General features: G+C 74.4%; 19 protein-coding genes. 11 read left to right on the top strand and 8 right to left on the bottom strand.

Features of this window, described 5'->3' with window-relative positions:
• Positions 1-9: 9 nt before the first annotated feature.
• The 4 genes from ABZ495_RS25880 to ABZ495_RS25865 all read right to left on the bottom strand — a co-directional run bounded on the left by ABZ495_RS25880 (position 10) and on the right by ABZ495_RS25865 (position 6,049).
• On the bottom strand, positions 10-2,193 hold the full coding sequence (locus ABZ495_RS25880) for a 3-hydroxyacyl-CoA dehydrogenase NAD-binding domain-containing protein (RefSeq protein WP_359838314.1): 2,184 nt from the start codon (positions 2,191-2,193) through the stop codon (positions 10-12).
• An 89-nt stretch (positions 2,194-2,282) separates the two neighbouring features.
• Positions 2,283-3,497 (bottom strand): acetyl-CoA C-acetyltransferase, encoded by a 1,215-nt coding sequence (locus ABZ495_RS25875; RefSeq protein ID WP_329487055.1) that lies wholly within the window; start codon positions 3,495-3,497, stop codon positions 2,283-2,285.
• A 121-nt stretch (positions 3,498-3,618) separates the two neighbouring features.
• Positions 3,619-4,761, bottom strand: a complete 1,143-nt coding sequence (locus tag ABZ495_RS25870) for an acyl-CoA dehydrogenase family protein (RefSeq protein ID WP_359810662.1) — start codon at positions 4,759-4,761, stop codon at positions 3,619-3,621.
• 10 nt (positions 4,762-4,771) lie between these two features.
• Complete coding sequence (locus tag ABZ495_RS25865; protein ID WP_359810659.1) at positions 4,772-6,049, bottom strand: CaiB/BaiF CoA-transferase family protein; 1,278 nt, start codon at positions 6,047-6,049, stop codon at positions 4,772-4,774.
• A gap of 247 nt (positions 6,050-6,296) precedes the next feature.
• Between ABZ495_RS25865 and ABZ495_RS25860 the strand changes: the two genes are divergently transcribed.
• From ABZ495_RS25860 to ABZ495_RS25840, 5 genes are all read left to right on the top strand, one after another.
• Complete coding sequence (locus ABZ495_RS25860; RefSeq protein ID WP_359810656.1) at positions 6,297-6,767, top strand: hypothetical protein; 471 nt, start codon at positions 6,297-6,299, stop codon at positions 6,765-6,767.
• Between the two features lie 356 nt (positions 6,768-7,123).
• Positions 7,124-8,212: a hypothetical protein gene (locus ABZ495_RS25855; protein ID WP_359810651.1), complete on the top strand. Its 1,089-nt coding sequence runs from the start codon at positions 7,124-7,126 to the stop codon at positions 8,210-8,212.
• Positions 8,213-8,436: 224 nt separating this feature from the next.
• Positions 8,437-9,720, top strand: a complete 1,284-nt coding sequence (locus ABZ495_RS25850) for a histidine kinase (RefSeq protein ID WP_359810648.1) — start codon at positions 8,437-8,439, stop codon at positions 9,718-9,720.
• Complete coding sequence (locus ABZ495_RS25845) at positions 9,717-10,394, top strand: response regulator transcription factor (RefSeq protein WP_359810645.1); 678 nt, start codon at positions 9,717-9,719, stop codon at positions 10,392-10,394. Before ABZ495_RS25850 ends, ABZ495_RS25845 begins: the two co-directional genes overlap by 4 nt.
• Positions 10,395-10,569: 175 nt before the next feature.
• A complete protein-coding gene (locus tag ABZ495_RS25840) occupies positions 10,570-11,229 on the top strand; it encodes a Pr6Pr family membrane protein (RefSeq protein WP_359810642.1) in 660 nt (219 codons plus the stop codon).
• 106 nt (positions 11,230-11,335) lie between these two features.
• Here ABZ495_RS25840 and ABZ495_RS25835 read toward each other — a convergent pair whose 3' ends face one another.
• Positions 11,336-12,943: an ABC-F family ATP-binding cassette domain-containing protein gene (locus tag ABZ495_RS25835; protein ID WP_359838312.1), complete on the bottom strand. Its 1,608-nt coding sequence runs from the start codon at positions 12,941-12,943 to the stop codon at positions 11,336-11,338.
• A 458-nt stretch (positions 12,944-13,401) separates the two neighbouring features.
• On the opposite strand from ABZ495_RS25835, the gene ABZ495_RS25830 reads away from it, so the two are divergent.
• The 4 genes from ABZ495_RS25830 (at position 13,402) to ABZ495_RS25815 (ending at position 17,846) form a co-directional block, all read left to right on the top strand.
• On the top strand, positions 13,402-14,625 hold the full coding sequence (locus ABZ495_RS25830) for a hypothetical protein (protein WP_359810637.1): 1,224 nt from the start codon (positions 13,402-13,404) through the stop codon (positions 14,623-14,625).
• Between the two features lie 99 nt (positions 14,626-14,724).
• Entirely contained in the window at positions 14,725-16,362 is a 1,638-nt protein-coding gene (locus ABZ495_RS25825; RefSeq protein ID WP_352296532.1) for an ABC-F family ATP-binding cassette domain-containing protein, read from the top strand.
• Positions 16,363-16,438: 76 nt separating this feature from the next.
• Positions 16,439-17,116, top strand: a complete 678-nt coding sequence (locus ABZ495_RS25820; RefSeq protein WP_329487068.1) for a nitroreductase family protein — start codon at positions 16,439-16,441, stop codon at positions 17,114-17,116.
• A gap of 76 nt (positions 17,117-17,192) precedes the next feature.
• Positions 17,193-17,846 carry a GNAT family N-acetyltransferase gene (locus ABZ495_RS25815; RefSeq protein ID WP_359838310.1) on the top strand — a complete coding sequence of 218 codons (654 nt, stop codon included), beginning with the start codon at positions 17,193-17,195 and terminating at the stop codon, positions 17,844-17,846.
• A 120-nt stretch (positions 17,847-17,966) separates the two neighbouring features.
• Here the strand turns inward: ABZ495_RS25815 and ABZ495_RS25810 are convergent, their stop codons facing one another.
• Both ABZ495_RS25810 and ABZ495_RS25805 read right to left on the bottom strand, forming a co-directional pair.
• Positions 17,967-18,923 (bottom strand): aldo/keto reductase, encoded by a 957-nt coding sequence (locus ABZ495_RS25810; protein WP_329487070.1) that lies wholly within the window; start codon positions 18,921-18,923, stop codon positions 17,967-17,969.
• Between the two features lie 64 nt (positions 18,924-18,987).
• A complete protein-coding gene (locus tag ABZ495_RS25805) occupies positions 18,988-19,608 on the bottom strand; it encodes a GDSL-type esterase/lipase family protein (RefSeq protein WP_359838308.1) in 621 nt (206 codons plus the stop codon).
• Positions 19,609-20,002: 394 nt separating this feature from the next.
• Between ABZ495_RS25805 and ABZ495_RS25800 the strand changes: the two genes are divergently transcribed.
• Positions 20,003-20,632, top strand: coding sequence for a choice-of-anchor C family protein (locus ABZ495_RS25800; protein WP_359838306.1), 630 nt, complete (start codon positions 20,003-20,005; stop codon positions 20,630-20,632).
• 249 nt (positions 20,633-20,881) lie between these two features.
• Complete coding sequence (locus tag ABZ495_RS25795) at positions 20,882-22,423, top strand: carbohydrate binding domain-containing protein (protein ID WP_359838304.1); 1,542 nt, start codon at positions 20,882-20,884, stop codon at positions 22,421-22,423.
• Here ABZ495_RS25795 and ABZ495_RS25790 read toward each other — a convergent pair.
• Positions 22,354-22,536 (bottom strand): hypothetical protein (locus tag ABZ495_RS25790; RefSeq protein ID WP_359838302.1); only part of this gene is annotated, 183 nt, incomplete at its 5' end. The two genes, ABZ495_RS25795 and ABZ495_RS25790, sit on opposite strands and share 70 nt — an antisense overlap.

Raw genomic sequence — 22,536 nt, 5'->3', positions numbered from 1 at the left:
GACCGGCCGTCAGTCGGAGAAGGTCCGGCCCTCGGCGGCGACCCGCTCCAGCAGGGCCGGCGGCGCGAACCGCTCGCCGTAGGCGGCGGCGAGTTCCCGGGCGCGGGCCGCGAAGCCCGCCGGGCCGCCCTCGTACCCGTTGATGTACTGGAAGACGCCGCCCGTCCAGGCCGGGAAGCCGATGCCGAGGATGGAGCCCACGTTGGCGTCGGCGACCGAGGTCAGCACGCCCTCCTCCAGGCACCGGACCGAGTCCAGTGCCTCGCTGAAGAGCATCCGCTCCTTGAGGTCCTCGAAGGGGACGGCGCTCCCGGCCGCACCCTCGGCCGAGGTGAAGTGCTCGCGCAGGCCCGGCCAGAGCCTGCCGCGCCGGCCGTCCTCGCCGTACTCGTAGAAGCCGGCGCCGCCGCTGCGGCCGGGGCGGCCGAACTCGTCGACCATCCGGTCCACCACCGCGTCCGCCGGGTGGGCGGTCCAGCTGCCGCCGGCCTCCTCGACCGCGCGCCGGTACTCGTCGCGGATCTTGCGCGGCAGCGTCAGCGTCAGCTCGTCCAGCAGCGAGAGCACCTTGGCGGGGTAGCCCGCCTGGGCGGCGGCCTGCTCGACGGTGGCCGGGTCGACGCCCTCGCCGACCATCGCCACGCCCTCGTTGATGAACTGGCCGATCACCCGGGAGGTGAAGAAGCCGCGCGAGTCGTTGACCACGATCGGCGTCCGGTCGATCTGCCGGACCAGGTCGAAGGCGCGGGCGAGCGCCTCGTCGCCGGTCTGCGGACCGCGGATGATCTCCACCAGCCGCATCTTGTCGACCGGCGAGAAGAAGTGCAGGCCGATGAAGTCGGCGGTGCGCCCGACGCCCTCGGCGAGCAGGCCGATCGGCAGGGTGGAGGTGTTGGAGCAGAGCAGCGCGTCCGGCGCCACCACGCCCTCGATCTCCTGGAACACCTTCCGCTTGAGCTCGGGGTTCTCGAAGACCGCCTCGATCACGGCGTCGCAGCCGGCCAGGTCGGCGGCCTCGGCGGTGGGGGTGATCCGGGCGAGCAGCTCCTCGCGCTGCGCCTCGGTGGCCCGGCCGCGCGCCACCGCCTTGTCCAGCAGGCCGGCGGAGTACGCCTTCCCGCGCTCGGCGGCCTCGGTGCTGACGTCCTTCAGCAGCACCTCGATGCCGGCCTTGGCACAGGTGTAGGCGATCCCGGCGCCCATCATGCCCGCGCCGAGCACGGCGACCCTGCGCACCGTCCGCTTCTCGACGCCCTGCGGCCGGCCGGCGCCGGAGTTGACCGCCTGCATGTCGAAGAAGAGCGCCTGGATCATGTTCTTGCTGGTCTGCCCGCAGGCCAGCTCGGTGAAGTAGCGGGCCTCGATCACCATCGCGGTGTCGACGTCCACCTGGGCGCCCTCGACCGCCGCCGCCAGCACGTTGCGCGGCGCCGGGTAGGGCGCGCCGGCCAGCTGCTTGCGCAGGTTGGACGGGAAGGCCGGCAGGTTGGCGGCCAGCGCCGGGGTGGCCGGGGTGCCGCCGGGGATGCGGTACCCCTTGACGTCCCAGGGCTGGACGGCGGTCGGGTTGGCCTCGATCCAGGCGCGCGCCCGGCTGGTCAACTCCTCCGGGGTGTCCACAAGTTCGTGGACCAGGCCGTGCTGGAGCGCCTGCTCCGGGCGGTACTGGCGGCCCTGCAGGAGCACCTTCAGCAGGGCGTCGGTGATGCCGAAGAGCCGCACCGTGCGAACGACCCCGCCGCCACCGGGCAGCAGGCCGAGGGTGACTTCGGGCAGGCCGATCCGGCTGGCCGGGGCGGTCAGCGCGATCCGGTGGTGGCAGGCGAGGGCGATCTCCAGACCGCCGCCGAGCGCGCTGCCGTTGAGGGCGGCGACCACCGGCTTGCCGAGCGTCTCCAGCCGGCGCAGCGCCCGCTTGATCCGCATCGACTTCTCGAAGACGGCGGCGGCGTCCTCGGGGCGGGCGGCGGACAGCATCCGGAGGTCCCCACCGGCGAAGAAGGTCTTCTTCGCCGAGGTGACCACGACGCCGCGCAGGTCGTCGCCGAGGGCGGCGAGGCGCTCGACGGTGGCGTCGAAGTCGGCCGTGAAGGCCTCGTTCATGGTGTTCACGGACTGGGTGGGATCGTCGAGGACGAGGGTGACCACGCCGTCCTGGTCCTGCTCCCAGCGGATGGTGGTGGTGTCGCTCATGGGGTCGGGGTCTCCTGTGAGGGCCGGGACAAGGGGGGGTGCCGCGCGCACCGCGCCACGGGAAGGGGCGGCGGCGGGCCGCCGGAGGCTCAGACGCGCTCGACGACGGTGGCGATGCCCATCCCGCCGCCGACGCAGAGGGTGACCAGGCCGTAGCGCAGCTCGCGGCGCTCCAGCTCGTCGACCAGGGTGCCGAGGAGCATCGCGCCGGTGGCGCCGAGCGGGTGGCCGAGGGCGATCGCGCCGCCGTTGACGTTCACCTGGTCCGGGCGGAAGCCGAGCTCGCGGACGAAGCGCAGGGCGACGGCGGCGAAGGCCTCGTTGATCTCGACCAGGTCGATGTCGGCGGCGGTCAGCCCGGCCTTGGCGAGCGCCTTGCGGGTGGCGGGGGCCGGCCCGGTGAGCATGATCGTGGGCTCGGAGCCGGAGACGGCGGCCGAGACGATCCGGGCGCGCGGGCGCAGGCCGTACCGCTCGCCGATGCCGCGGTTGCCGATCGCGACCAGGGCCGCGCCGTCCACGATGCCGGAGGAGTTGCCGGCGTGGTGCACGTGGTCGATGGCCTCGACCCAGTGGTACTTCTGCAGGGCGACCGCGTCGAAGCCGCCGGCCTCGCCGATGCCGGCGAAGGAGGGCTTGAGGCCGGCCAGGGTCTCCACGGTGGTGCCGGGGCGGATGAACTCGTCGCGGTCCAGCACCACCAGGCCGTTGCGGTCGCGGACCGGGACGACCGAGCGGTCGAACAGGCCGTCGGCCTGGGCCTTGGCGGCCCGGGCCTGCGACTCGGCGGCGAAGGCGTCCACGTCGGTGCGGGAGAGGCCCTCGATGGTGGCGATCAGGTCGGCGCCGATGCCCTGCGGGACGAAGTGGTTCTCGTAGTTGGTCATCGGGTCCATCGCCCAGGCACCGCCGTCGGAGCCCATCCTCACCCGGGACATCGACTCGACGCCGCCGGCCAGGATGAGGTCCTCCCAGCCCGAACGGACCTTGGCGGCGGCCAGGTTGACCGCCTCCAGGCCGGAGGCGCAGAAGCGGTTCTCCTGGACGCCGGCCACCGAGTCGGGCAGGCCGGCGGTGATGGCGGCGATCCGGGCGATGTCGGAGCCCTGGTCGCCGATCGGGCTGACCACGCCGAGCACGATGTCGTCGACCGCCGCCGGGTCCAGCTCGGGGAAGCGGCGGCGCAGTTCGTGGATCAGGCCGACGACCAGGTCGATCGGCTTGGTGCCGTGCAGTGAGCCGTTGGCCTTGCCCCGGCCGCGCGGGGTGCGGATCGCGTCGTAGACGTACGCTTCGGTGGTCACGGTGGATTGCCTTTCGGGGGTCTGACCGGGCGGGGGGTGGGAGGGTTCGAGAGGGGCCGGGGCGGGTGTTCCGCGGTCTGGCGGGCGCTTCGCCGGGCGGGCGGGGGGGCGGGGACCGGGGTCAGCCCAGCAGGGAGCGCCCGACGATCTCCTTCATGATCTCGGTGGTCCCGCCGTAGATGGTCTGGATCCGGCCGTCGGTGAACGCTCGGGCGACCGGGTACTCGGTCATGTACCCGTAGCCGCCGTGGAGTTGGAGGCAGCGGTCGGCCGTGCGCTTCTGCAGTTCGGTGGCCCACCACTTGGCCATCGAGGCGTCCGCCGGGGTGAGCGCGTAGCGGTTGTGCTCGGTGATGCAGCGGTCCACGAAGGCCCGGGTGACCGCGCACTCGGTGGCCATCTCGGCGATCTCGAACCGGACGTGCTGGAGCTTGGCGAGCGGCCGGCCGAAGGCCTCGCGCTGCTTCACGTAGTCGGTGGTGATCTCGACCAGGTACTCGGCGCCGGCGATCGCGGCGGCCGCGATGGTGAGCCGCTCCTGCGCGAGGTTCCGCATCAGGTAGAGGAAGCCCTGGTGCTCCTCGCCGAGCAGGTTCGCCTTGGGGACGCGGACGTCCTCGAAGAACAACTCGGCGGTGTCCTGGGCCTTCTGGCCGATCTTGTCGAGGTTGCGGCCGCGCTCGAAGCCGGGCGTCCCGCGCTCGACCACCAGCAGGCTCAGGCCGCGCGAACCGCCCTCGGGGGTGGTCCTGGCGACCACGACCACCAGGTCGGCCAGGATGCCGTTGGAGATGAAGGTCTTGGCACCGTTGAGCAGGTAGTGGTCGCCCTGGTCCACGGCGTGGGTGCGGATGCCCTGGAGGTCGGAGCCGGTGCCGGGTTCGGTCATCGCGATGGCGGTGATCAGCTCGCCGCTGCAGAACCCGGGCAGCCAGCGGCGCTTCTGCTCGTCGGTGGCGAGCGAGGTGAGGTACGGGCCGATGATGTCGTTGTGCAGGCCGAGCGCCAGGCCGGAGGCGCCCGCCCGGGCGAACTCCTCGGCGAGCACGGCGGCGTAGCGGAAGTCTGCGGCGCCCCCGCCGCCGTACTCCTCGGGGACGGCGAGCCCGAGCAGCCCCTGCCGGCCGGCGGCCAGCCAGGCGGAGCGGTCCACGATGCCGGCCCGCTCCCAGCGGTCGTAGTGCGGCAGCACCTCCTTGGCGAGGAAGGACCGGACGGTCGCCCGGAAGTCCTCGTGCTCCTCGGTGTAGATGTCGCGTTCCACGGCAAGCTCCTTAACGGGCCTCGGAGCCCAGGGAATTCGGGGAATCTGGGGACTCGGGGGCGTCCGGGGAATCCGGGACGGCCCGGTCGGCAGGGACAGCGGGGAGAGCCGGCTCAGCAGGGACAGCGGGCTCAGCGGGCTCAGCGGGCTCAGCAGGTGAGCCCGGCGGGGCCAGCAGGGCGGGCACACCCCAGTCGCGGGCCACCTCGTCGGTGTCGGCGCCCGGCCGGGCCGGCGGGCGGCGCAGCGTGCCGGGGGTGGCGGAGAACCGGGGCGCGGGCGCCGGCTGGGTGACGCCGTCCGCCTCGACGTACGTCCCCCGGGCCACCAGGTGCCCGTACGAGGCCGCCTGACGCATCGTCAGGACCGGCTCCACGCAGGCGTCGGAGCCGGCGAAGACGGCCTCCCACTCGGCGCGGGTACGGGTGGCGAAGCGGGCCGAGATCCGCGCCCGCAGTTCGGGCCAGCGGGCCACCTCGTACTGGCCCGGGGCGTCCGGACCGAGCTCCAGCAGCCGGGCGAACTCGGCGTAGAACCGCGGCTCCAGCGCGCCGACGGCGAGGTCGCCGCCGTCCTTGGCCCGGTACACGGCGTAGCAGGGTGCACCGCCGTCGAGCAGGTTCACACCGCGCCGGTCCTGCCACTGCCCGGCCGCGAGCAGCCCCCAGAGCACGGTGGTGAGGTGGGCGGCGCCGTCCACGATGGCGGCGTCGACGACCTGGCCGGCGCCGGTCGCACCGGCGTGGTGGAGAGCCGCGAGCAGACCGACGACCAGGTAGAGCGAGCCGCCGGCGTAGTCGCCGAGCAGGTTGGCGGGGACGGCGGGCGGCTGCTCGGGCGATCCGATCAGGCCGAGCACCCCGGCCACCGCCGCGTACCCGATGTCGTGGCCGGCCCGGGCGGCCAGCGGTCCGTCCTGACCCCAGCCGGTCATCCGGCCGTAGACCAGGGCGGGGTTGCGGGCGAGACAGGCCTCGGGGCCGACGCCGAGGCGTTCGGCGACTCCGGGGCGGTAGCCCTCGATCAGCAGGTGGGCACGTTCGACCAGGTCGAGCACCTGCGCGGGCCCGCCGGGGGACTTGAGGTCGACCAGCACCGAGCGCTTGTTGCGGTTGGTGACGTCGTAGGCCGGGTCCTGGGAGAGCGGCGAGGGATCGGGCCGGTCCACCCGGACCACGTCGGCCCCGAGGTCGGCCAGCAGCATGCCCGCAAAGGGCCCGGGGCCGATCCCCGCGAGCTCGACCACCCGGACCCCGGCCAGCGGGCCGGGACTGCTCGGGTCACGCACTGGCGACCGCCCCCTCGGGGTTTGACAGTAAAGCTGTAACACTCGCGATGATAGGGAAGCGACCCGCCGGTAACAAGACCCTCCGCCCGTCGACACAGCCCTGACGAATCCCTGACACGGAGGGCGCAACCGGGGTGACGGAGGGTGCGTCGGTACACCTACGGGGCGGGCCTGTACGGTCGCCCTGCTGTCGCCCTGTTGTCGGAGTGGTCCTGATCTCTCGTCAGAGGAAAGGAAGCAGAAGCACATGGCCTCCCCAGGGTTCACCACCGGGCCGGTCCAGCCGGCCTCCCCGCCGGGCGCACCGCGCAACCCGTCGCCGGACACCGTCATCCCGATCTCGGCACCGGGCACGTCCCCGTTCGCGGCCGGGCCCACCCCGAACCCCTCCCCCGGCCCGCCGCCGTCCGCCCCCACCACCCGGCTGGACCGGCCGCACGAGCTCAACGCCTCGGCCGGCATCGCCCGGCAGATCGCCACCGACCTCGACAGTGCCAACGGCAAGGGTGGCAACAACCTCGCCGAGCACGCGACCACCGCCGCCACCAGGATCCGCGGCTTCTCCTTCGCCGGCGCGCTCACCGGCTCGACCGAGCGCTGGCTGCAGCAGTGCAAGACCCTGCACGACAAGCTGACCGGCACCGCCGACAACCTCGACACCACCCAGCGCACCTACCAGGCGAACGAGCACGCCACCGCCGGCCAGTTCGGCCACTGAGCCCCCCGGCCCCGAGAACCGAGAACCGACAGAGGAGCCCCAGCGGCATGGTGTCCTGCAGGGAACTGCACGAGGCCGACTTCTCCGGCGTCACCGAGGCGGCCGAGGCCTGGACCAACATGGCCAGGCGCTCAGCTCGCTCGACGCCCGAGTCGGCACAGACCTCACCAACACCCCGCAGCGGGCGGGCTGGCAGGGCGCGGCCGCCGACGACGCGGGCCGCACCCTCAAGACCATCGACACCGACTTCACCCAGGCCTCCGGCGTCGCCACCGCCCTCGCCGCGATCATCCACGACGCGGCGTCGGACTTCACCGCGGCCCGCAACGGTGCGCTCGGCAGGGGGTGAGGACGCCATGACGGCCGAACAGGACCGCGCGGACGGGAGCACGGACCGGACCGCGGGCGCGCTGCGCCGCACCGACGAGGCCCTCACCCGGCGCGGCTTCACCACCCGGCGGCTGCGCCTGCGGGCGGCGGCCGTGATCGTGGCGATCACGGCCGCCGCCTCGGGGGTGCTGCTGTACGAGCTGACGAACGTGCTGGGGCCGGACACAGTCTGCGCTGGCGCCGCGACGGCGGACGAGGTGCACACCGCGTTGGGGCCCGGGCGGATCAGCGAGGAGAAGAGCGACGGCTGGTCGCCCGGCGCCTACGACCGGACCGCTGCCTGCCGGGTGACGGTCTCGTACGGGCTGTTCGGCCCGACCGGCCGGTCCGCGGCGCTCGCCCTCGCGCTCCCCCAGGACGAGGTCACGCCGCCGACAGCACCGGAGGCCCGGCTGTTCGCCGGTGGCTCCACCGGCGCCGTGCTGGATTCCCGTGCCTGGGCGCTGCTCCCGGACGGCTGTCCCAAGGCCATGCGGGCCGAGGTCCGGCTGCTCGGGTCGGACGACACGGTCGGCGGCCGCGCCGCTGGGATGGCGGCGCTGGCCGTGGCGTTCGCCAACACCGCCGCCGAGAGCAAGGGGTGCGGTGGCGGGCTCCCCGCCCCGTCCGGCCTGTCCGCCGCGGCGACCCCGCAACCGGCCGACCTCGGCAACGTCTGCGGCCTGCCCGGCATGGCGCCGGCCCGGGACCCACAGGCCGGCGAGGGGTACCGGCAGACGGTGACCGCCGGGTTCGCCCCGGTCTGGTCCTGTGCGATCTCCTCCCCGGGCGGCCTGAACACTCAGGCCTCCTTCACGATCACCACCGACCCCCGGGTCAGCGCGCTGGACCCGCAGGACGCGCGTACGGAGGCCTACGGGCGCGCCCGGTGGATCGGGTCCTCGGGCGAGAACGTGGTCGCCACGTGCCAGGGCAAGTCCACCTACTTCCACCTGGACCGGAAGTACAGCCCCGGGGTGGCCGGCAGCGGGCTCTTCCCCGACACCGCCGACCTCTGGCGGCAGTTCCTCGTCGCCGGCGGCAAGGCGGTCGGCTGCGAGCCGATCATCCCGTAGCCCGTCCGCGGCCGGCCGGCCCGGGTCTCCGGGGAGGACACCCTGGCCGGCCGGCTCCCCCTGGCGGGGGAGGCGGATCGTGTGGTGGGAGGAGGCACCCACCCTCCCGCCCGCGGGAGGGTGGGGGGCATGACCACAACGATCTCCGCCGGCGGGGTCGCCCTGGCCGGGCAGGCGGTGCCGGCCCGGCCGGGCACCGGGACCACTGACGTAGAGTCGGCCGGGTGATCACGGGGGTGGGCGCGGGCGGCACCGCGCGGCGGATCGGCGGTGCGCTGCTGGGCCGGCGGGCCCGGCTGCGCTGGGTGCACCTGGTGCTCGGCGGCGCCCTGCTGATGCCGTACTGGATGCTCTCGACCGTCCTGCTCGGGGCGCTCGACCCGGCGCACGGCTCCGTGGTCCAGGTCCTCCTCTACTTCGCCGCGCTCGCCCTCTCGCTGCCGATGGCCGCCGTCACCGCCCTGGTGCCGACGGTCCGGTCGCTGGAGGGGGCGGCGGCACGGGCACTCTGCGCGCCGGAGCGGGCCGAGGAGGTCTCCGCCGGGCCGGCCAGGTCCTGGGCCGCCAGGCGCCGGAGCGCCGCCTGGTACGTGCTGCACGTGCTGTTCGGCGGGATCGTCAGCGGGATGACGCTGGCCGGGACGCCGTTCGCGGTGGTGCTGGTGATCACTCCGCTCGGCGGGCCGGCGGTGGACGACGTGGTGCGCTTCTGGCAGGACCGCGGGTTCCCGGCCTGGCTGCCCGGACCGGTGCTCGGCCTCGCGCTCCTGCTGCTGATCCTCGCCACCAGCGCCGGCTGCGGCGCCCTGCTCGCCCGGTGGGCGCCGGTGCTGCTCGGCCCGACCCCGGAGGAGCGGCTGGCCGCCGCCGAACGGCGGGCCGCCGTCCTCGCCCAGCGCAACCGGCTCGCCCGCGAGCTGCACGACTCGGTCGGCCACGCGCTCGGCGCGGTCGGCATCCAGGCCTCGGCGGCGGCCCGGGTGCTGCGGACCGACCCGGACTTCGCCGCCGAGGCACTGCGGGCGATCGCCGATACCGCGCGGGCGGCCGTCGCCGAGCTGGACGCGGTGCTCGGGCTGCTCCGCGAGGAGGACCGGGCGGACGCGGAGTCCGCCGGACCGACCCTCGCGGGGCTGGACGACCTGCTGCGCCAGCTCGCCCGCACCGGCGTCGAGGTCGACGCCGAGCTGGCCCCCGGGCTGCACCGGCTGCCGGCCGCCGTCTCCCGTGAGGCCTACCGGATCGTCCAGGAGGGTCTGACCAATGTGCTGCGGCACGCCGGGCCGGCGCCCGCCGGGCTCCGGGTCGGCCTGGCGGTGGACCGGCTGGAGATCGAACTGACCAATCCGCTGGGCGAGGCCCGGCCCAGCCGCCCCGGCGGCGGCCGGGGGCTGCGCGGGATCGGCGAGCGGACGGCGGTGCTGCGCGGCGGCTGCGCCGCCGGTCCGACGGACGACGGGACGACCTGGCGGCTGACCGCCTGGCTACCGCTGGAGGGAGCACGATGAACGACCCGACCGGAACCGTCCGGGTGGTGATCGCGGACGACGAACGGCTGGTGCGGACCGGCCTGCGGGTGGTGATCGACGCGGAGCCGGACCTCACCGTGGTCGGCGAGGCGGCGGACGGCGCCGCGGTCGTCCCGCTGGTGCGCGAGCTGCGTCCGGACGTGGTGCTGATGGACGTCCGGATGCCCGGCATCGACGGCATCCGGGCCACCGAGCAGCTGGTCGGCGGGATGGCCGAGCCGCCCCGGATCCTGGTGGTCACCACCTTCGAGCACGACGACCACGTGTACGACGCGCTGCGGGCCGGCGCCGCCGGGTTCCTGCTGAAGCGGGCCAGCGCGGAGGAGATGGTGCAGGCGGTGCGGCTGGTCGCGCGCGGGGACTCGCTGCTCTACCCGGCCGCCGTGCGCGAACTCGCGCTGCGCCAGCGGCCGGCGGGGCGGCCGGCGGCCGCGTCGGGGTACGGGCCGATCGGGCGGCTCACCGAGCGGGAGGGGCAGGTCCTGCGGCTGATGGCCGCCGGGCTCAGCAACGGCGAGATCGCCGGGCGGCTGGCGCTCAGCCCGGAGACGGTCAAGACGCACGTCGGCAGCGTGCTGGCCAAACTCGGCGCCCGCGACCGCACCCAGGCGGTGATCGCCGCGTACGAGTCGGGCTTCGTCCTGCCGGGGTGACGGCGGGACGAGGGAGCGGCCGGGTGACCGGGGGGGAGGGAGCGGCCGGGTGACGGGGGGCCTGCCACCTGCGGTGACATTTCTTCCGTCCCGGCCCTACCAGCGAGTAGAGTGCGTCGATCCCCCCTCTTCCACCCGATACCTCCCGTATCGCCTGAAACGAACTGGTGACCGCATGTCAGTCCGGACCAGCCCCGCGCTCTGGTGGCGCATGGGCATCGTGCTCTCGGCGGGCCTCGGCCTGACCCTCCAGACCGCCCCGCTGGTCTACTTCACCATCCAGAGCAATGTGATCGTGCTCGGCTACTTCATCGGCGCGGTCTACTGGATGGTCAAGCGCGGCACGGTGGACGCGCCCGCCCCCCGGCTGCGCGGGGCGGCCACGCTCTACATCCTGATCACCGGGCTGGTCTCGCACATCCTGCTGGAGCACGGCGCCAACCCGCTGCCCGGACTCTTCGACGGGCCGGACAAGCTGCAGCACTGGTCGTCCTTCTTCCTGCACTACGTGACGCCGGTGATGGTGATCATCGACTGGCTGACGCTGAAGCCGCGCAACGCCTCCGCCTGGCGCGACATCCCGCTCTGGCTGGCCTTCCCGCTCGGCTACGCGGCGATCGTGCTCGCCCGCAACGGGCTGTTCTCCAACTACCCGCTGCCGTACCCGTACTTCTTCTTCGACCCGACGACCAAGGGCTACGGCTACGTCTGGGGCCAGATCGCGCTGCTGACCGTCGAGTTCGTCGTCCTCGCGGCCACGGTGGTCGGCCTGGACCGGCTCGGCACGCTGGTCGCCCGCAAGCTGCGGCCCGCGACCGAGCCCACCGGAGCCTGAACCGGCCCGCCTGAACCGGGGCCTGAAGCGGCGCCGGCGCCGACCGCCCGGGCCCGACCCCGCCGTCGGGGCCCGACCCGGTGGGCCGGGCCCCGGCGCCGGCCGGCTACCGCGGGCCCACCGGCCGCAGCTCGCCGTCCAGCTCCAGCCAGCGGGTGATCCCGAGGCCGCGCAGGAACGGCAGGTCGTGGCTGGCGACGATCAGCGCCCCCTGGTAGGACGCGAGCGCCTGGGTCAGCTGGCGGACACTGGCCAGGTCGAGGTTGTTGGTCGGCTCGTCGAGCAGCAGCAGCTGCGGCGGCGGATCGGCCAGCAACAGCGCGGCCAGCGTGGCCCGGAACCGCTCGCCGCCGGAGAGGGTGGCGGCGAGCTGGTCGGCCCGGCCGCCGCGGAACAGGAAGCGGGCCAGCCTGGCCCGGATCGCGTTGTCCCCCGCGGCCGGGGCGAACTGCTTGACGTTCCCCACGACGCTCAGCCCGTCGTCCAGCACGTCCAGCCGCTGCGGCAGGTGGCGCAGCGGCACCGGGGTGGTGATCTCCCCCTCCAGCGGGGCGAGTTCACCGGCGATGGTGCGCAGCAGGGTGGACTTGCCGGCGCCGTTGCGGCCGATCAGGGCGATCCGCTCGGGTCCGCGCAGGTCGAGGTCGGCGGTGGTGCCGTACGGCAGCCGGACCTTCTGCAGGGTGAGCACCGTGCGCCCGGCCGGCACGGCGGTGCGGGGCAGGTCGATCCGGATCTCGGCGTCGTCGCGGACCGCCTCCTCGGCGGCGGTGAGCCGCTGTCTGGCCTCCTCCAGTCGCTCGGTGTGCATGCCCTGGAGCCGCCCGGCGGTCTCCTGGCCCTGGCGCTTCAGCTTGCCCGCGAAGATGTGCGGGTCGTTGCGGGTGACCGAGCGCTTCCTGCCGTAACTGGCGCTGCGGTCCAGCTTGGCACGGGCGTCGACCAAGTCCCGCTTCTGGCGCTGGACATCGGCCTCGGCGTTGCGCAGCAGCCGCTCCGCCGTCTCCTGCTGCGCGGCGACCGTCCGCTCGTAGTCGGCGAAGTTGCCGCCGTACCAGGTGACCTGGCCGTCCCTGAGGTCGGCGATCTGGTCCACGTGCTGGAGCAGCTCGCGGTCGTGGCTGACGATCACCATCACCCCGCTCCAGCCGGCCACCGTCTCGTAGAGCCGCTCGCGGGCGGACCGGTCGAGGTTGTTGGTCGGCTCGTCGAGCAGCAGGACGTCGGGCCGGCGCACCAGCAGGGCGGCCAGCCGCAGCAGCACCGCCTCGCCGCCGGAGAGTTCGCCGGTGGTGCGGTCGAGGCCGAGCCGGTCCAGACCGAGCCGGTCGAGGGTGGCGCGGGCGCGCTCCTCGACGTCCCAGTCGTCGCCGACGGCGTCGAAGTGGCGCTGGTCGGTGTCGCCGGACTCGATGGCGTGCAGCGCCTCCCGGGTGGCCCGGATGCCGAGCGCCTCGTCGACCCTCAGCCCGGTGTCGAGGGTGAGGCCCTGCGGCAGGTAGCCGAGCTCGCCGCCGACCCTGACGGCGCCGGCGGTGGGGGTGAGTTCGCCCGCGACGAGGCGCAGGAGGGTGGACTTCCCCGCGCCGTTGAGGCCGATCAGGCCCGTCCGGCCGGGGCCGACGGCGAGGTGGAAGCCGTCGAGCACGGTCGTGCCGTCGGGCCACTCGAAGCCGAGGTCGGTGCAGAGGACAGCGGTACTGGGTGATGCCATGGGGAGGCCTCCCGGGTGGTTGCAGACGGTCTGGGGAGCAACACGGGAGACACCGCAGGCGGCGCGCGGAGGGGCCCGGAGCGTGGCGGGGCCGGGCGGGCGGCGAGGACCGTCGAAGATCGGACGGAGGGATGCCGGGCCGGCTCACCACTGAGGTCGCGCACTCGCACACGCACACACCGCGGGCAGCAGGACTGCGGGGCGGCGGGGGGCGGTGTCTCGGGACCTCAGTAGAGCAACGGCCTTCTCCTGTTCTGGCGGGTGGCACGAACCACGGTACGGAGGCTCCCGGGGCCCGGCAAGCGATTAATTCCGTGCGGATCACGTGCCGATCCCGTGACAGCTCCGCCCCGGTCCGACCCTCGGGCGGGGGCACCGCCGCCCGCATGGCAGACTCCTCACCTGCCATGCCTGCGGCTCGGGCGGCATGGCACGCATCCACAGGGGGAACTGAACTCATGTCACCGATATCCCGGACCACGCGTGCTGCGCTGGGCGCCTCCGTCGTCACGCTGACGATGGTGGTCGCGACCGCGTGCGGTCCGGACAACAGCGACGCCACCGGGGCCCAGACCGCGGCGCCGACCGCCGCCGCGACCACCGGGGCCGGCACCGGCACACCGGGCGCCGCCCCGGTCAAGCTGCCCACCCTCGACGAGCTGAAGAAGTGGAAGTTCGAGGACTGGGACAAGTGGGCCCAGCAGAACGTGATCACCCCGGCCGTGCAGGGCTTCTGGGACCTCCAGAAGATCCTCAAGGCCAAGCCGTACAAGCCCGGGCCGGCCAAGGAGCCCAGCGGCCAGCCGACCGCGGCGCAGCCCACGGCCCAGCCCACCGGCGCGACGCCGAGCCAGCCGGGCTCCCAGCCGCCGGCGGACAACGGCAACGACCCGCTGCCGAAGGTCGTCCAGGAGAAGCCCGTCCCGCACCCGTACGCGAAGAACTTCCACGTGAACGGCAAGCTGTTCTTCCAGGACGGCGCGCAGGAGTACGTCTGCTCCGGCACCGTGATCTCCGACCCGGCCAACCCCGGCAAGAGCAACCTGGTGTGGACCGCCAGCCACTGCCTGCACGGCGGCAAGGGCGGCAAGTCGCACACCAACATCACCTTCGCCCCGGCCTTCAACAGCACCGGCGTGCTGAGCGGCGGGAAGCAGGCGCCGCTGGCGCAGGCCGAGCCGTACGGCGAGTGGGGCGCGGTGGCCGGCATCGTCTCCCCGACCTGGGCGGACGAGGCCGACCCGGAGTACGGCGGCCCGTGGAGCCAGTACGACTTCGGCATCATCCGGGTGGCCAACCCGGACGGCAGCAAGAAGTCGCTGGAGGAGGTCGTCGGCGGCTCCGTGCCGGTCTGGTTCAACGCCCCGCGCGACCAGGTCTCCGCCGTGAGCAGCTACGGCTTCCCGGCCGGCAAGCCCTTCGACGGCATGGAGCTGGAGCACTGCGACAGCGGCAAGCCGGTCCGCCACACGATCGACCCGAGCCGCCCGGCGATGCTGACCATCGGCTGCAACGGCACCGGCGGCGACAGCGGCGGCGGCTGGTTCGCGACCAAGGACGGCAAGCAGGTGCTGGTCTCGGACACCTCCATCGGGGGCAACGACAACACCTGGGAGGCCGGCCCCTACCTGGACGACGTCGCCCAGCACGCGCTGGAGTACATCTCCAAGAAGACGAAGTGACCTGAGTCACCTCCGGCAGCACGTCCGGCCCCGGGGCCCGCGGCCTTTCCCGCCGCGGGCCCCGGCGCGCTCTCCCGCTCTCCTAGAATCGGAGACATCATGAGCGCCACACTCGTAGTCAAGGACCTCGTCGCCGGCCACGGCGACCGCACCCTCTTCTCCGGCCTGGACCTGGTCGTCGCCCCCGGTGACGTGATCGGGCTGGTCGGCGTGAACGGCGCCGGCAAGTCGACGCTGCTGCGGCTGCTGGCCGGGCTGGACACCCCCGAGGGCGGCTCGCTGCGGCTCAGCCCGGCGGGCGCGAACATCGGCCACCTGCCGCAGGAGCCGGAGCGGCGCGAGGGCGAGTCGGTCCGGGACTTCCTGGCCCGCCGCACCGGCGTGGCGGCCGCCCAGGCGGCCCTGGACCTGGCCACCGAGGGCCTGGTCGAGAGCCGCCCCGGCGCCGACGACGACTACGCGGCCAGCCTGGACCGCTGGCTGGACCTCGGCGGCGCCGATCTGGAGGAGCGGGCCGAGGAGGTCGCCGGCTCGCTCGGGCTGACGGTCTCGCTGGACCTGCCGATGACCGCGCTCTCCGGCGGCCAGGCCGCCCGGGCCGGCCTCGCCTCGCTGCTGCTCTCCCGCTACGACGTCTTCCTGCTCGACGAGCCCACCAACGACCTCGACCTGGACGGCCTGGAGCGCCTGGAGTCCTTCGTCAAGGGCCTGCGCGCGGGCACCGTGGTGATCAGCCACGACCGCGAGTTCCTGGCCCGGACGGTCACCCGGGTGCTGGAGCTGGACCTCGCCCAGCAGCAGGTCAACCTGTACGGCGGCGGCTACGAGGCGTACCTGGAGGAGCGCGCGGTGGCCCGCCGGCACGCCCGCGAGGAGTACGACGAGTACGCGGACACCAAGGCCGGCCTGGAGGCCCGGGCGCGGATGCAGCGCGGCTGGATGGAGCACGGGGTGCGCAACGCGCGCCGCAAGGCAGGCGACAACGACAAGATGGGCCGCGCGATGCGGACCGAGTCGACCGAGAAGCAGGCCTCCAAGGCCCGGCAGACCCAGCGGATGATCGAGCGGCTCGACGTGGTCGAGGAGCCCCGCAAGGAGTGGGAGCTGCGGATGGAGATCGCCACCGCGCCGCGCTCCGGCGCCGTGGTCGCCACCCTGCGGGGGGCCACCGTCCGACGCGGCGACTTCGCCCTGGGACCGGTGGACCTGCAGATCGACTGGGCCGACCGGGTCGCGATCACCGGCGCCAACGGCGCGGGCAAGTCCACCCTGCTGGCCGCGCTGCTCGGCCGGCTCGAACTCGACGGCGGCGACGCCGCGCTGGGCTCGGGCGTGGTCGTCGGCGAGGTGGACCAGGCCCGCGGCCTGTTCCTGGGCGGGGAGCCGCTCTCGGACGCGTTCGCCGCCGCCGTACCGGAGTTGAGCCCGGAGGAGGTGCGCACCCTGCTGGCCAAGTTCGGCCTGAAGGCGGCGCACGTGCTGCGGCCGGCCGACACCCTCTCCCCCGGCGAGCGCACCCGGGCGGCCCTGGCGCTGCTCCAGGCCCGCGGCGTGAACCTGCTGGTGCTGGACGAGCCCACCAACCACCTGGACCTGGTCGCCATCGAGCAGTTGGAGTCCGCGCTGGCCTCGTACACCGGCACGCTGCTGCTGGTCACCCATGACCGGCGGATGCTGGACACGGTGCAGGTCAACCGGCGGATCGAGGTCCGCGGCGGGCGCGTCCACGAGAGCTGAGTGGTCTGGTCCATTCGTACGATCGGGCGGTTCGGGACTCTTCCCGGACCGCCCGTCATGTGCTGTGCTGTCGGCCATGGTTGACAGTGCAGTGGCAGGGACGCCCGCCTACCCGACCGTCCCGCTGATCCCGATGACGGTGCCCGCCCACGAGGCAGAGGCACGCAGCAGGTCCTTCCACGACGTGATGGCGCGGCGCCGGACCGTCCGCGACTACGCGACCCGCCCGATCCCGGACGGCGTCGTCGAATGGGCGATCCGCACCGCGAACACCGCGCCCAGCGGCGCGCACGTCCAGCCCTGGCGGTTCGTGGTGATCACCGATCCGGAGCGCAAGCGGCGGCTGCGCGAGGCCGCCGAGGCCGAGGAGCGCGAGTTCTACGCGCACCGGGCCTCCGAGGAGTGGCTGGCCGCGCTGGCCCCGATCGGCACCGACTGGCGTAAGCCGTTCCTGGAGGACGCGCCCGCCGTGATCGTCGTCTTCGAGGTGCACAAGGGCCCGCGGTCGCCGCGCCCCTACTACACCAAGGAGTCCGTCGGCATCGCCGTCGGACTGCTGCTCGCCACCCTGCACCAGGCGGGCCTGGCCACGCTCACCCACACCCCGAGCCCGATGAAGTTCCTCAACGAGGTGTGCGAACGCCCGGCCGAGGAGCGGGCCGCCTACGTCATCCCGGTGGGCTATCCGGCAGAGGGGGCGCGCGTCCCCGACCTGCGGCGCAAGGAGCTCGACGACGTGCTGACACGCCTCTGACGCGCCCGGGGGCGGCGCCGGCTCCCCCGCGGTTCGGCGGTGGCCGGCGCTCCGGGGCCCGCCCATAATCGCTGTCATGACTCACGTCACGCCACCACCCTGCGAGGACGTACCCGGCCCTGCCACCGCCCCCGCCACCGGATCCGGCACCGGACGGCGCCGACCGGCCCCGGGCGAGATCTCCACCGGCCGGCCGCCGGAACTGCTGCGGCTGGCCGGCGGGATCTCCCTGCACCGCCGCTCGGCCGCGTACGCGCGCGCGCTGAACGCCGCCGTCCGGACCGATCTGGAGCATCTGCGGCCCTGGCTGGAGTGGGCCGCCGCGGCCCCCACGCTGGCGCAGACCACCGAGCTGACCGCGGCCGGCGCGGCCGCCTGGGACGCGGGCACCGACTTCATCTACCTGGTCGGCCTGGACGCCGAACCCGGCAGCGTCATCGGCTCGTTCGGCCTGCACGGCCGGATCGGGCCGGGGGCGCTGGAGATCGGCTACTGGGTGGGCTCGAAGCACGGCGGCCGGGGCATCGCCACCGCCGCCGCCGGGGCGCTGAGCGCCGCCGCGCTCGCGCTGCCCGGCGTCCGGCGGGTGGAGATCCACTGCGACCAGGCCAACACCGCCAGTGCGGCCGTGCCGCGCAAGCTCGGCTTCCGGCTGGCCCGGATCGCCGACGCGGCGGTCCGGGCGCCCGGTGAGACGGGCCGGCAGCTGGTCTGGGTCAAGGAGCGCTGAGCGCGGGGCCGGCCGGCCCGGCCCCGCACCCTGTGCCGCCGGCCCGGGAGCCCGGCCCGGAAGACCGGCCAGGAAGCCCGGCCAGAAAGCCCCGCCCCGGAGGACCGGCCCGTCACCCGGTCAGTAGCGCCCGCCGGTCGGCGCCGGCAGCGCGTCCAGCTCGGCGAGGTCGGCCGCCGAGAGCACCAGGTCGGCCGCCCCCGCGTTGTCCACCAGGTAGCGCGGCGTCTTGGTGCCCGGGATCGGGAGGACGTACCGGCCCTGCGCCAGCACCCAGGCCAGCGCGACCTGCGCGGGCGTCGCGCCGACCCGGTCGGCGACCTCCTTCACCTTCGCCACCAGGGCCAGGTTGGCCGCCAGCGCGTCCTGCTGGAAGCGCGGCAGCGAGCGGCGGAAGTCGTCCGCCGGCAGCTCGTCCAGGGAGGAGATGCTGCCGGTCAGGAAGCCCCGGCCGAGCGGCGAGAACGGCAGGAAGGCGATGCCCTCGGCCTCGGTGTACGGCAGCACCTCGGCCAGCGCGTCCCTGGTCCACAGCGACAGCTCGGACTGTACGGACGCCACCGGGTGCACCGCCTGGGCCCGCTTGATCTCCTCGACGGTGACCTCGGAGAGCCCGATCCGGAGCGCCTTGCCGGCCGCGACGGCCTCGGCGAGCGCGCCCCAGGTCTCCTCGATCGGCACCTCCGGGTCGACCCGGTGCAGCTGGTAGAGGTCGACGTGGTCGGTGCCCAGACGGCGCAGGCTCTCGTCGATCGCGCGCCGCACGTGCTCGGGCCGACCGTCGTTGTCCACCCGCCGGTCGCCGGTGCCCGGCACCAGGCCGACCTTGGTGGCCAGCACCGCGCGCTCCCGGTACGGGCCGGCCAGGGCGGCGCCGACCACCTCCTCGTTGCTGTACGGGCCGTAGATGTCGGCGGTGTCGATCAGCGTGACGCCGAGGTCCAGCGCCTCGCGGATCACCCGGGCCGAGGTGTCGTCGTCACGGTTGCGCAGGTCGTAGGCCCAGGTCATGCCCATGCAGCCGAGACCGACCACTCCGACCTCGGGACCCTGCTGACCAAGCGTGGTGGTACGCATCTTCCGGTGCTCCTTCGTGTCGTGGATCAACGGCACCAGCCTCTCCCTTGGAGTGCGCTCAAGGTCAAGCCCGCGCGCCCCGCACGAAGTCCCGCCAGCCGCCGGACAGCACGAGAGCGGCGAGGACGCGGTAGCCGCCGGCGCCCGGGTGCGCGCCGTCGCCCGCCGCCGCCTCGCCCGCCCAGACCCGGTCCGCGGCGAGCGCGGCCGTCACGTCGACGAACGGCACGCCGCGCTCGGCGCAGAGCCCGGCGATCCGCCCGGCGAGGTCCAGCAGCGGCTCCAGGTGGTCCCGGCCCCAGCACATCACCGGCGGCGGCCCGACCACGAGCACGCCGAGGCCGCGCTCGCGGGCGCCGTCCAGGATCGCGGTCAGGTTGGCCAGGCAGCGGGCCGGCGCCACCCGGGGTCCGCCGTCCTGCGGCGTGGCGTCGTTGCTGCCGACCGAGACCACCAGGCGGTTGTCCGCGCCCGGCAGGGTCCGTGCGTCGAGCTCCGCCCAGATCCGGCGCAGCACGTCCGAGGAGGTGTTGCGCCGGACGCCCAGGTTGAAGGCGGTGAGCTCGGCGGGCGCCGCCCGGCCGGTCTCCTGGAGCACCCGGCCGACCCAGCCGCGGTACTCCGGGTCACCGACGCCCTGGGTGAAGGAGTCCCCGATGAAGCAGATGCGCAAGTCCTTGATCATCCGGTCACGGTAGGGCGCGGCCGACCACGCCGGGCACCTTTCCACAGGGTGGACGCCGCCACCCCCGGCCCCGGCCGCGCGCCAGGACGGGGAGCGTACGAAGCGCGCCCGGGGCGCGCGGATGGATCGTGTGCAACGGCCGGACCGGACCAAGGCGCCTCCCCCGGGCCGCCGCCGCGCGGCGCCCCGCCCGCCCGGCCCCGGGGGCGGACGGCCCGGGGCCGGTCCGCGGCGGCCGACCGCCCGCCAAACCGGCGCGCGAGAGCTCACGGGTGCCGCCCCGCACCACGAGGCGCCCGCGCCCCGGCCTGGCCCCGCGCGGCCGGCGGCTCCGACGATGAGCGCTGCCGGACCCGTTCCGGGCTCCGGCGCCACGTCCGTCCAGGAGGTCCCCATGTCGTTCCCGCGCACCCGTACCGCCGCGGTCACCCTCGCGCTGCTCGTCGGCGGCGTCACCGCCTCGGCGGTTCCCGCCCGGGCCGCCGGCACCGCCGACCGCGCGGGGGCCCAGAGCCGGGCCCTCAGCCGCTTCGACGACGGCAGCTTCGAGACGCCGAAGGTGGCGGCGAACTCCTTCCTCGGCCTCTCGGCCGGACAGTCCATCGGCCCGTGGCGCGTCACCGGCGGCAGCGTGGACCTGATCGGCGCCGGCTTCTGGCAGGCCGCCGAGGGCGACCAGTCCGTCGACCTGAACGGCTCCTCCCAGGGCACCGTGGCCCAGACCTTCGCCACCACGCCGGGCGCCACCTACTCGGTGACGTACGCGCTGGCGGGGAACCCGGAGGGCGGACCGGCCGTCAAGACCGGCCGGGCCCTCGTCGACGGCCAGGACTTCCAGGACTTCTCCTTCGACACCACCGGCAAGTCGCGGGCCGCCATGGGGTACGTGGGCCGCCAGTTCACCTTCGTGGCCACCAGCGCCTCCACCACACTGGCCTTCGCCAGCACCACCGGCAGCGGCGCCTACGGCCCGGTGGTGGACGACGTCCAGGTCCGGGAGTGCCGGGCCTGCCCCACCTGCTGACCGCGCGGCCCGCCCGGGCGCCCACGGCCGCGCCCCGGGAGCGGGCGCTGCCTTAAACCGTTCCTAAAACCTTCCCGGCAACCGCCTCTGATGTGCCGAAGGTGCTTGACGTGCACAGCTGGTCTAGTCCAGTTTGAAGCTGCACCGCGCACCTCCCCGCACCGGACCACGCCCCCACCGCACCCGCCGCCCGCCCGCGCTCCCCCTCGCGTGGCGGGCGGCGGGCGCACCGTCCCGAGAGGCACCCCCATGCCACGCGCGCCCCACGACACCCACGCGCCCGACGCCCCCGCCCGGCACCGCCGCCCCGCCGTCCGGGTCAAGCTGCTCGGTCTCGCCGCCGCCACCGTGCTGGCCGGCGGCGGGCTCGCCTCGCTCGCCGGGAGCGCCGGCGCGGCCGACGGCAACCTGCTCGGCAACGCCGGGTTCGAGAGCGGCTCGGCGAGCCCCTGGAGCTGTTCGGCCACCACCGGCAGCGTCGTCGGCACCGGCGCGCACAGCGGCTCGTACGCGCTGAGGGGCGGCGTGAGCAGCAGCGACACCGCGCAGTGCGGCCAGAGCGTCGCCGTTCGTCCCAACACCACGTACACGCTGAGCGCCTGGGTCCAGGGCCAGTACGTCTACCTCGGCGCGACCGGCAGCGGGGTCACCGACCCGGCCGTCTGGACCCCCGGCGGCCCCGCCTGGCAGCAGCTCTCCACCACCTTCACCACCGGCCCGGCCACCAGCAGCGTGACGGTCTACCTGCACGGCTGGTACGGGCAGGGCGGCTACCTAGCCGACGACGTCACGCTCACCGGTCCGGGCGGCAACCCGACCACCCCGCCGCCGACTTCGGCCACGCCGACGCCGACCCCCACGCCCACCCCCACGCCCACCGGCACCGGAACGCCCACCACCCCGCCGCCGCCCACCGCCGTCCCGGTGGCCCCGTACATCGACATGGGCGCCTGGCCGACCCCGTCGATGCCCGCGATGGCCCAGGCCGGCAATCTGAAGTCCTTCACCATGGGCTTCGTGACCGGCGTCGGCTGCAAGGCCAGCTGGTTCAACGCCTACGACCCGCGCACCGGCTGGGCCAAGGACCAGGTGGACGCGCTGCGCGCGGCCGGCGGCGACGTGAAGGTGTCCTTCGGCGGTGCCAGCGGCACCGAACTCGCCGCCGCCTGCACCTCGGTGGACTCGCTGTTCGCCGAGTACGACGCCGTGGTCAAGGCCTACGGCCTGCGCTACGTCGACTTCGACATCGAGGGCGCCGCGATCGCCGACACCGTCGCCAACGACCGCCGCTCCGCCGCGCTGGCCAAGCTGCAGAAGGCCAACCCCGGCCTGAAGGTGTCGTTCACCCTGCCGGTGCTGCCCGAGGGGCTCACCGCCGAGGGCGTCGCCATCGTCCGCTCGGCCCGGGACGCGGGCGTGGCCGTCGACCTGGTGAACGCGATGGCGATGGACTACTACCGCACCGGCGCCGACTACGGCGACGCGGCCGTCCAGGCGGCCCAGGGCCTCTACGGCCAGCTCAAGTCGCTCTACCCGGCGAAGAGCGACGCCCAGCTCTGGGCCGCGGTCGGCATCACCCCGATGCTCGGGGAGAACGACGACCACCAGGTCTACAACCAGGCGGACGCCCGGCAGCTGGTCGCCTTCGCCCAGCAGCACCACCTCGGCGAGCTGGCCTTCTGGGACGCCACCCGGGACGCCAACGCCTGCACCGGCGCGCTCTACAAGTGCACCAACATCGCCCAGCAGCCGTACGAGTTCGCGAAGATCTTCGCCCAGTACGCGGGCTGAGCGGGGCGGTCCCCGTCGGCGGTCACCGGCCCCGCGGGGCCGGTCCCCTGCGCGTCGACCAGGACGGCGGTGCCGGCCTGCAGCACCGACGGGTAGGCGACCGACGCCCCGCC

Origin of the sequence: Kitasatospora sp. NPDC005748 (assembly GCF_040630735.1) — a bacterium.
GTDB lineage: Bacteria > Actinomycetota > Actinomycetes > Streptomycetales > Streptomycetaceae > Kitasatospora.
The sequence above is the reverse complement of the archived record's forward strand: the minus strand, read 5'-3'. Positions and strand labels throughout refer to the sequence as shown.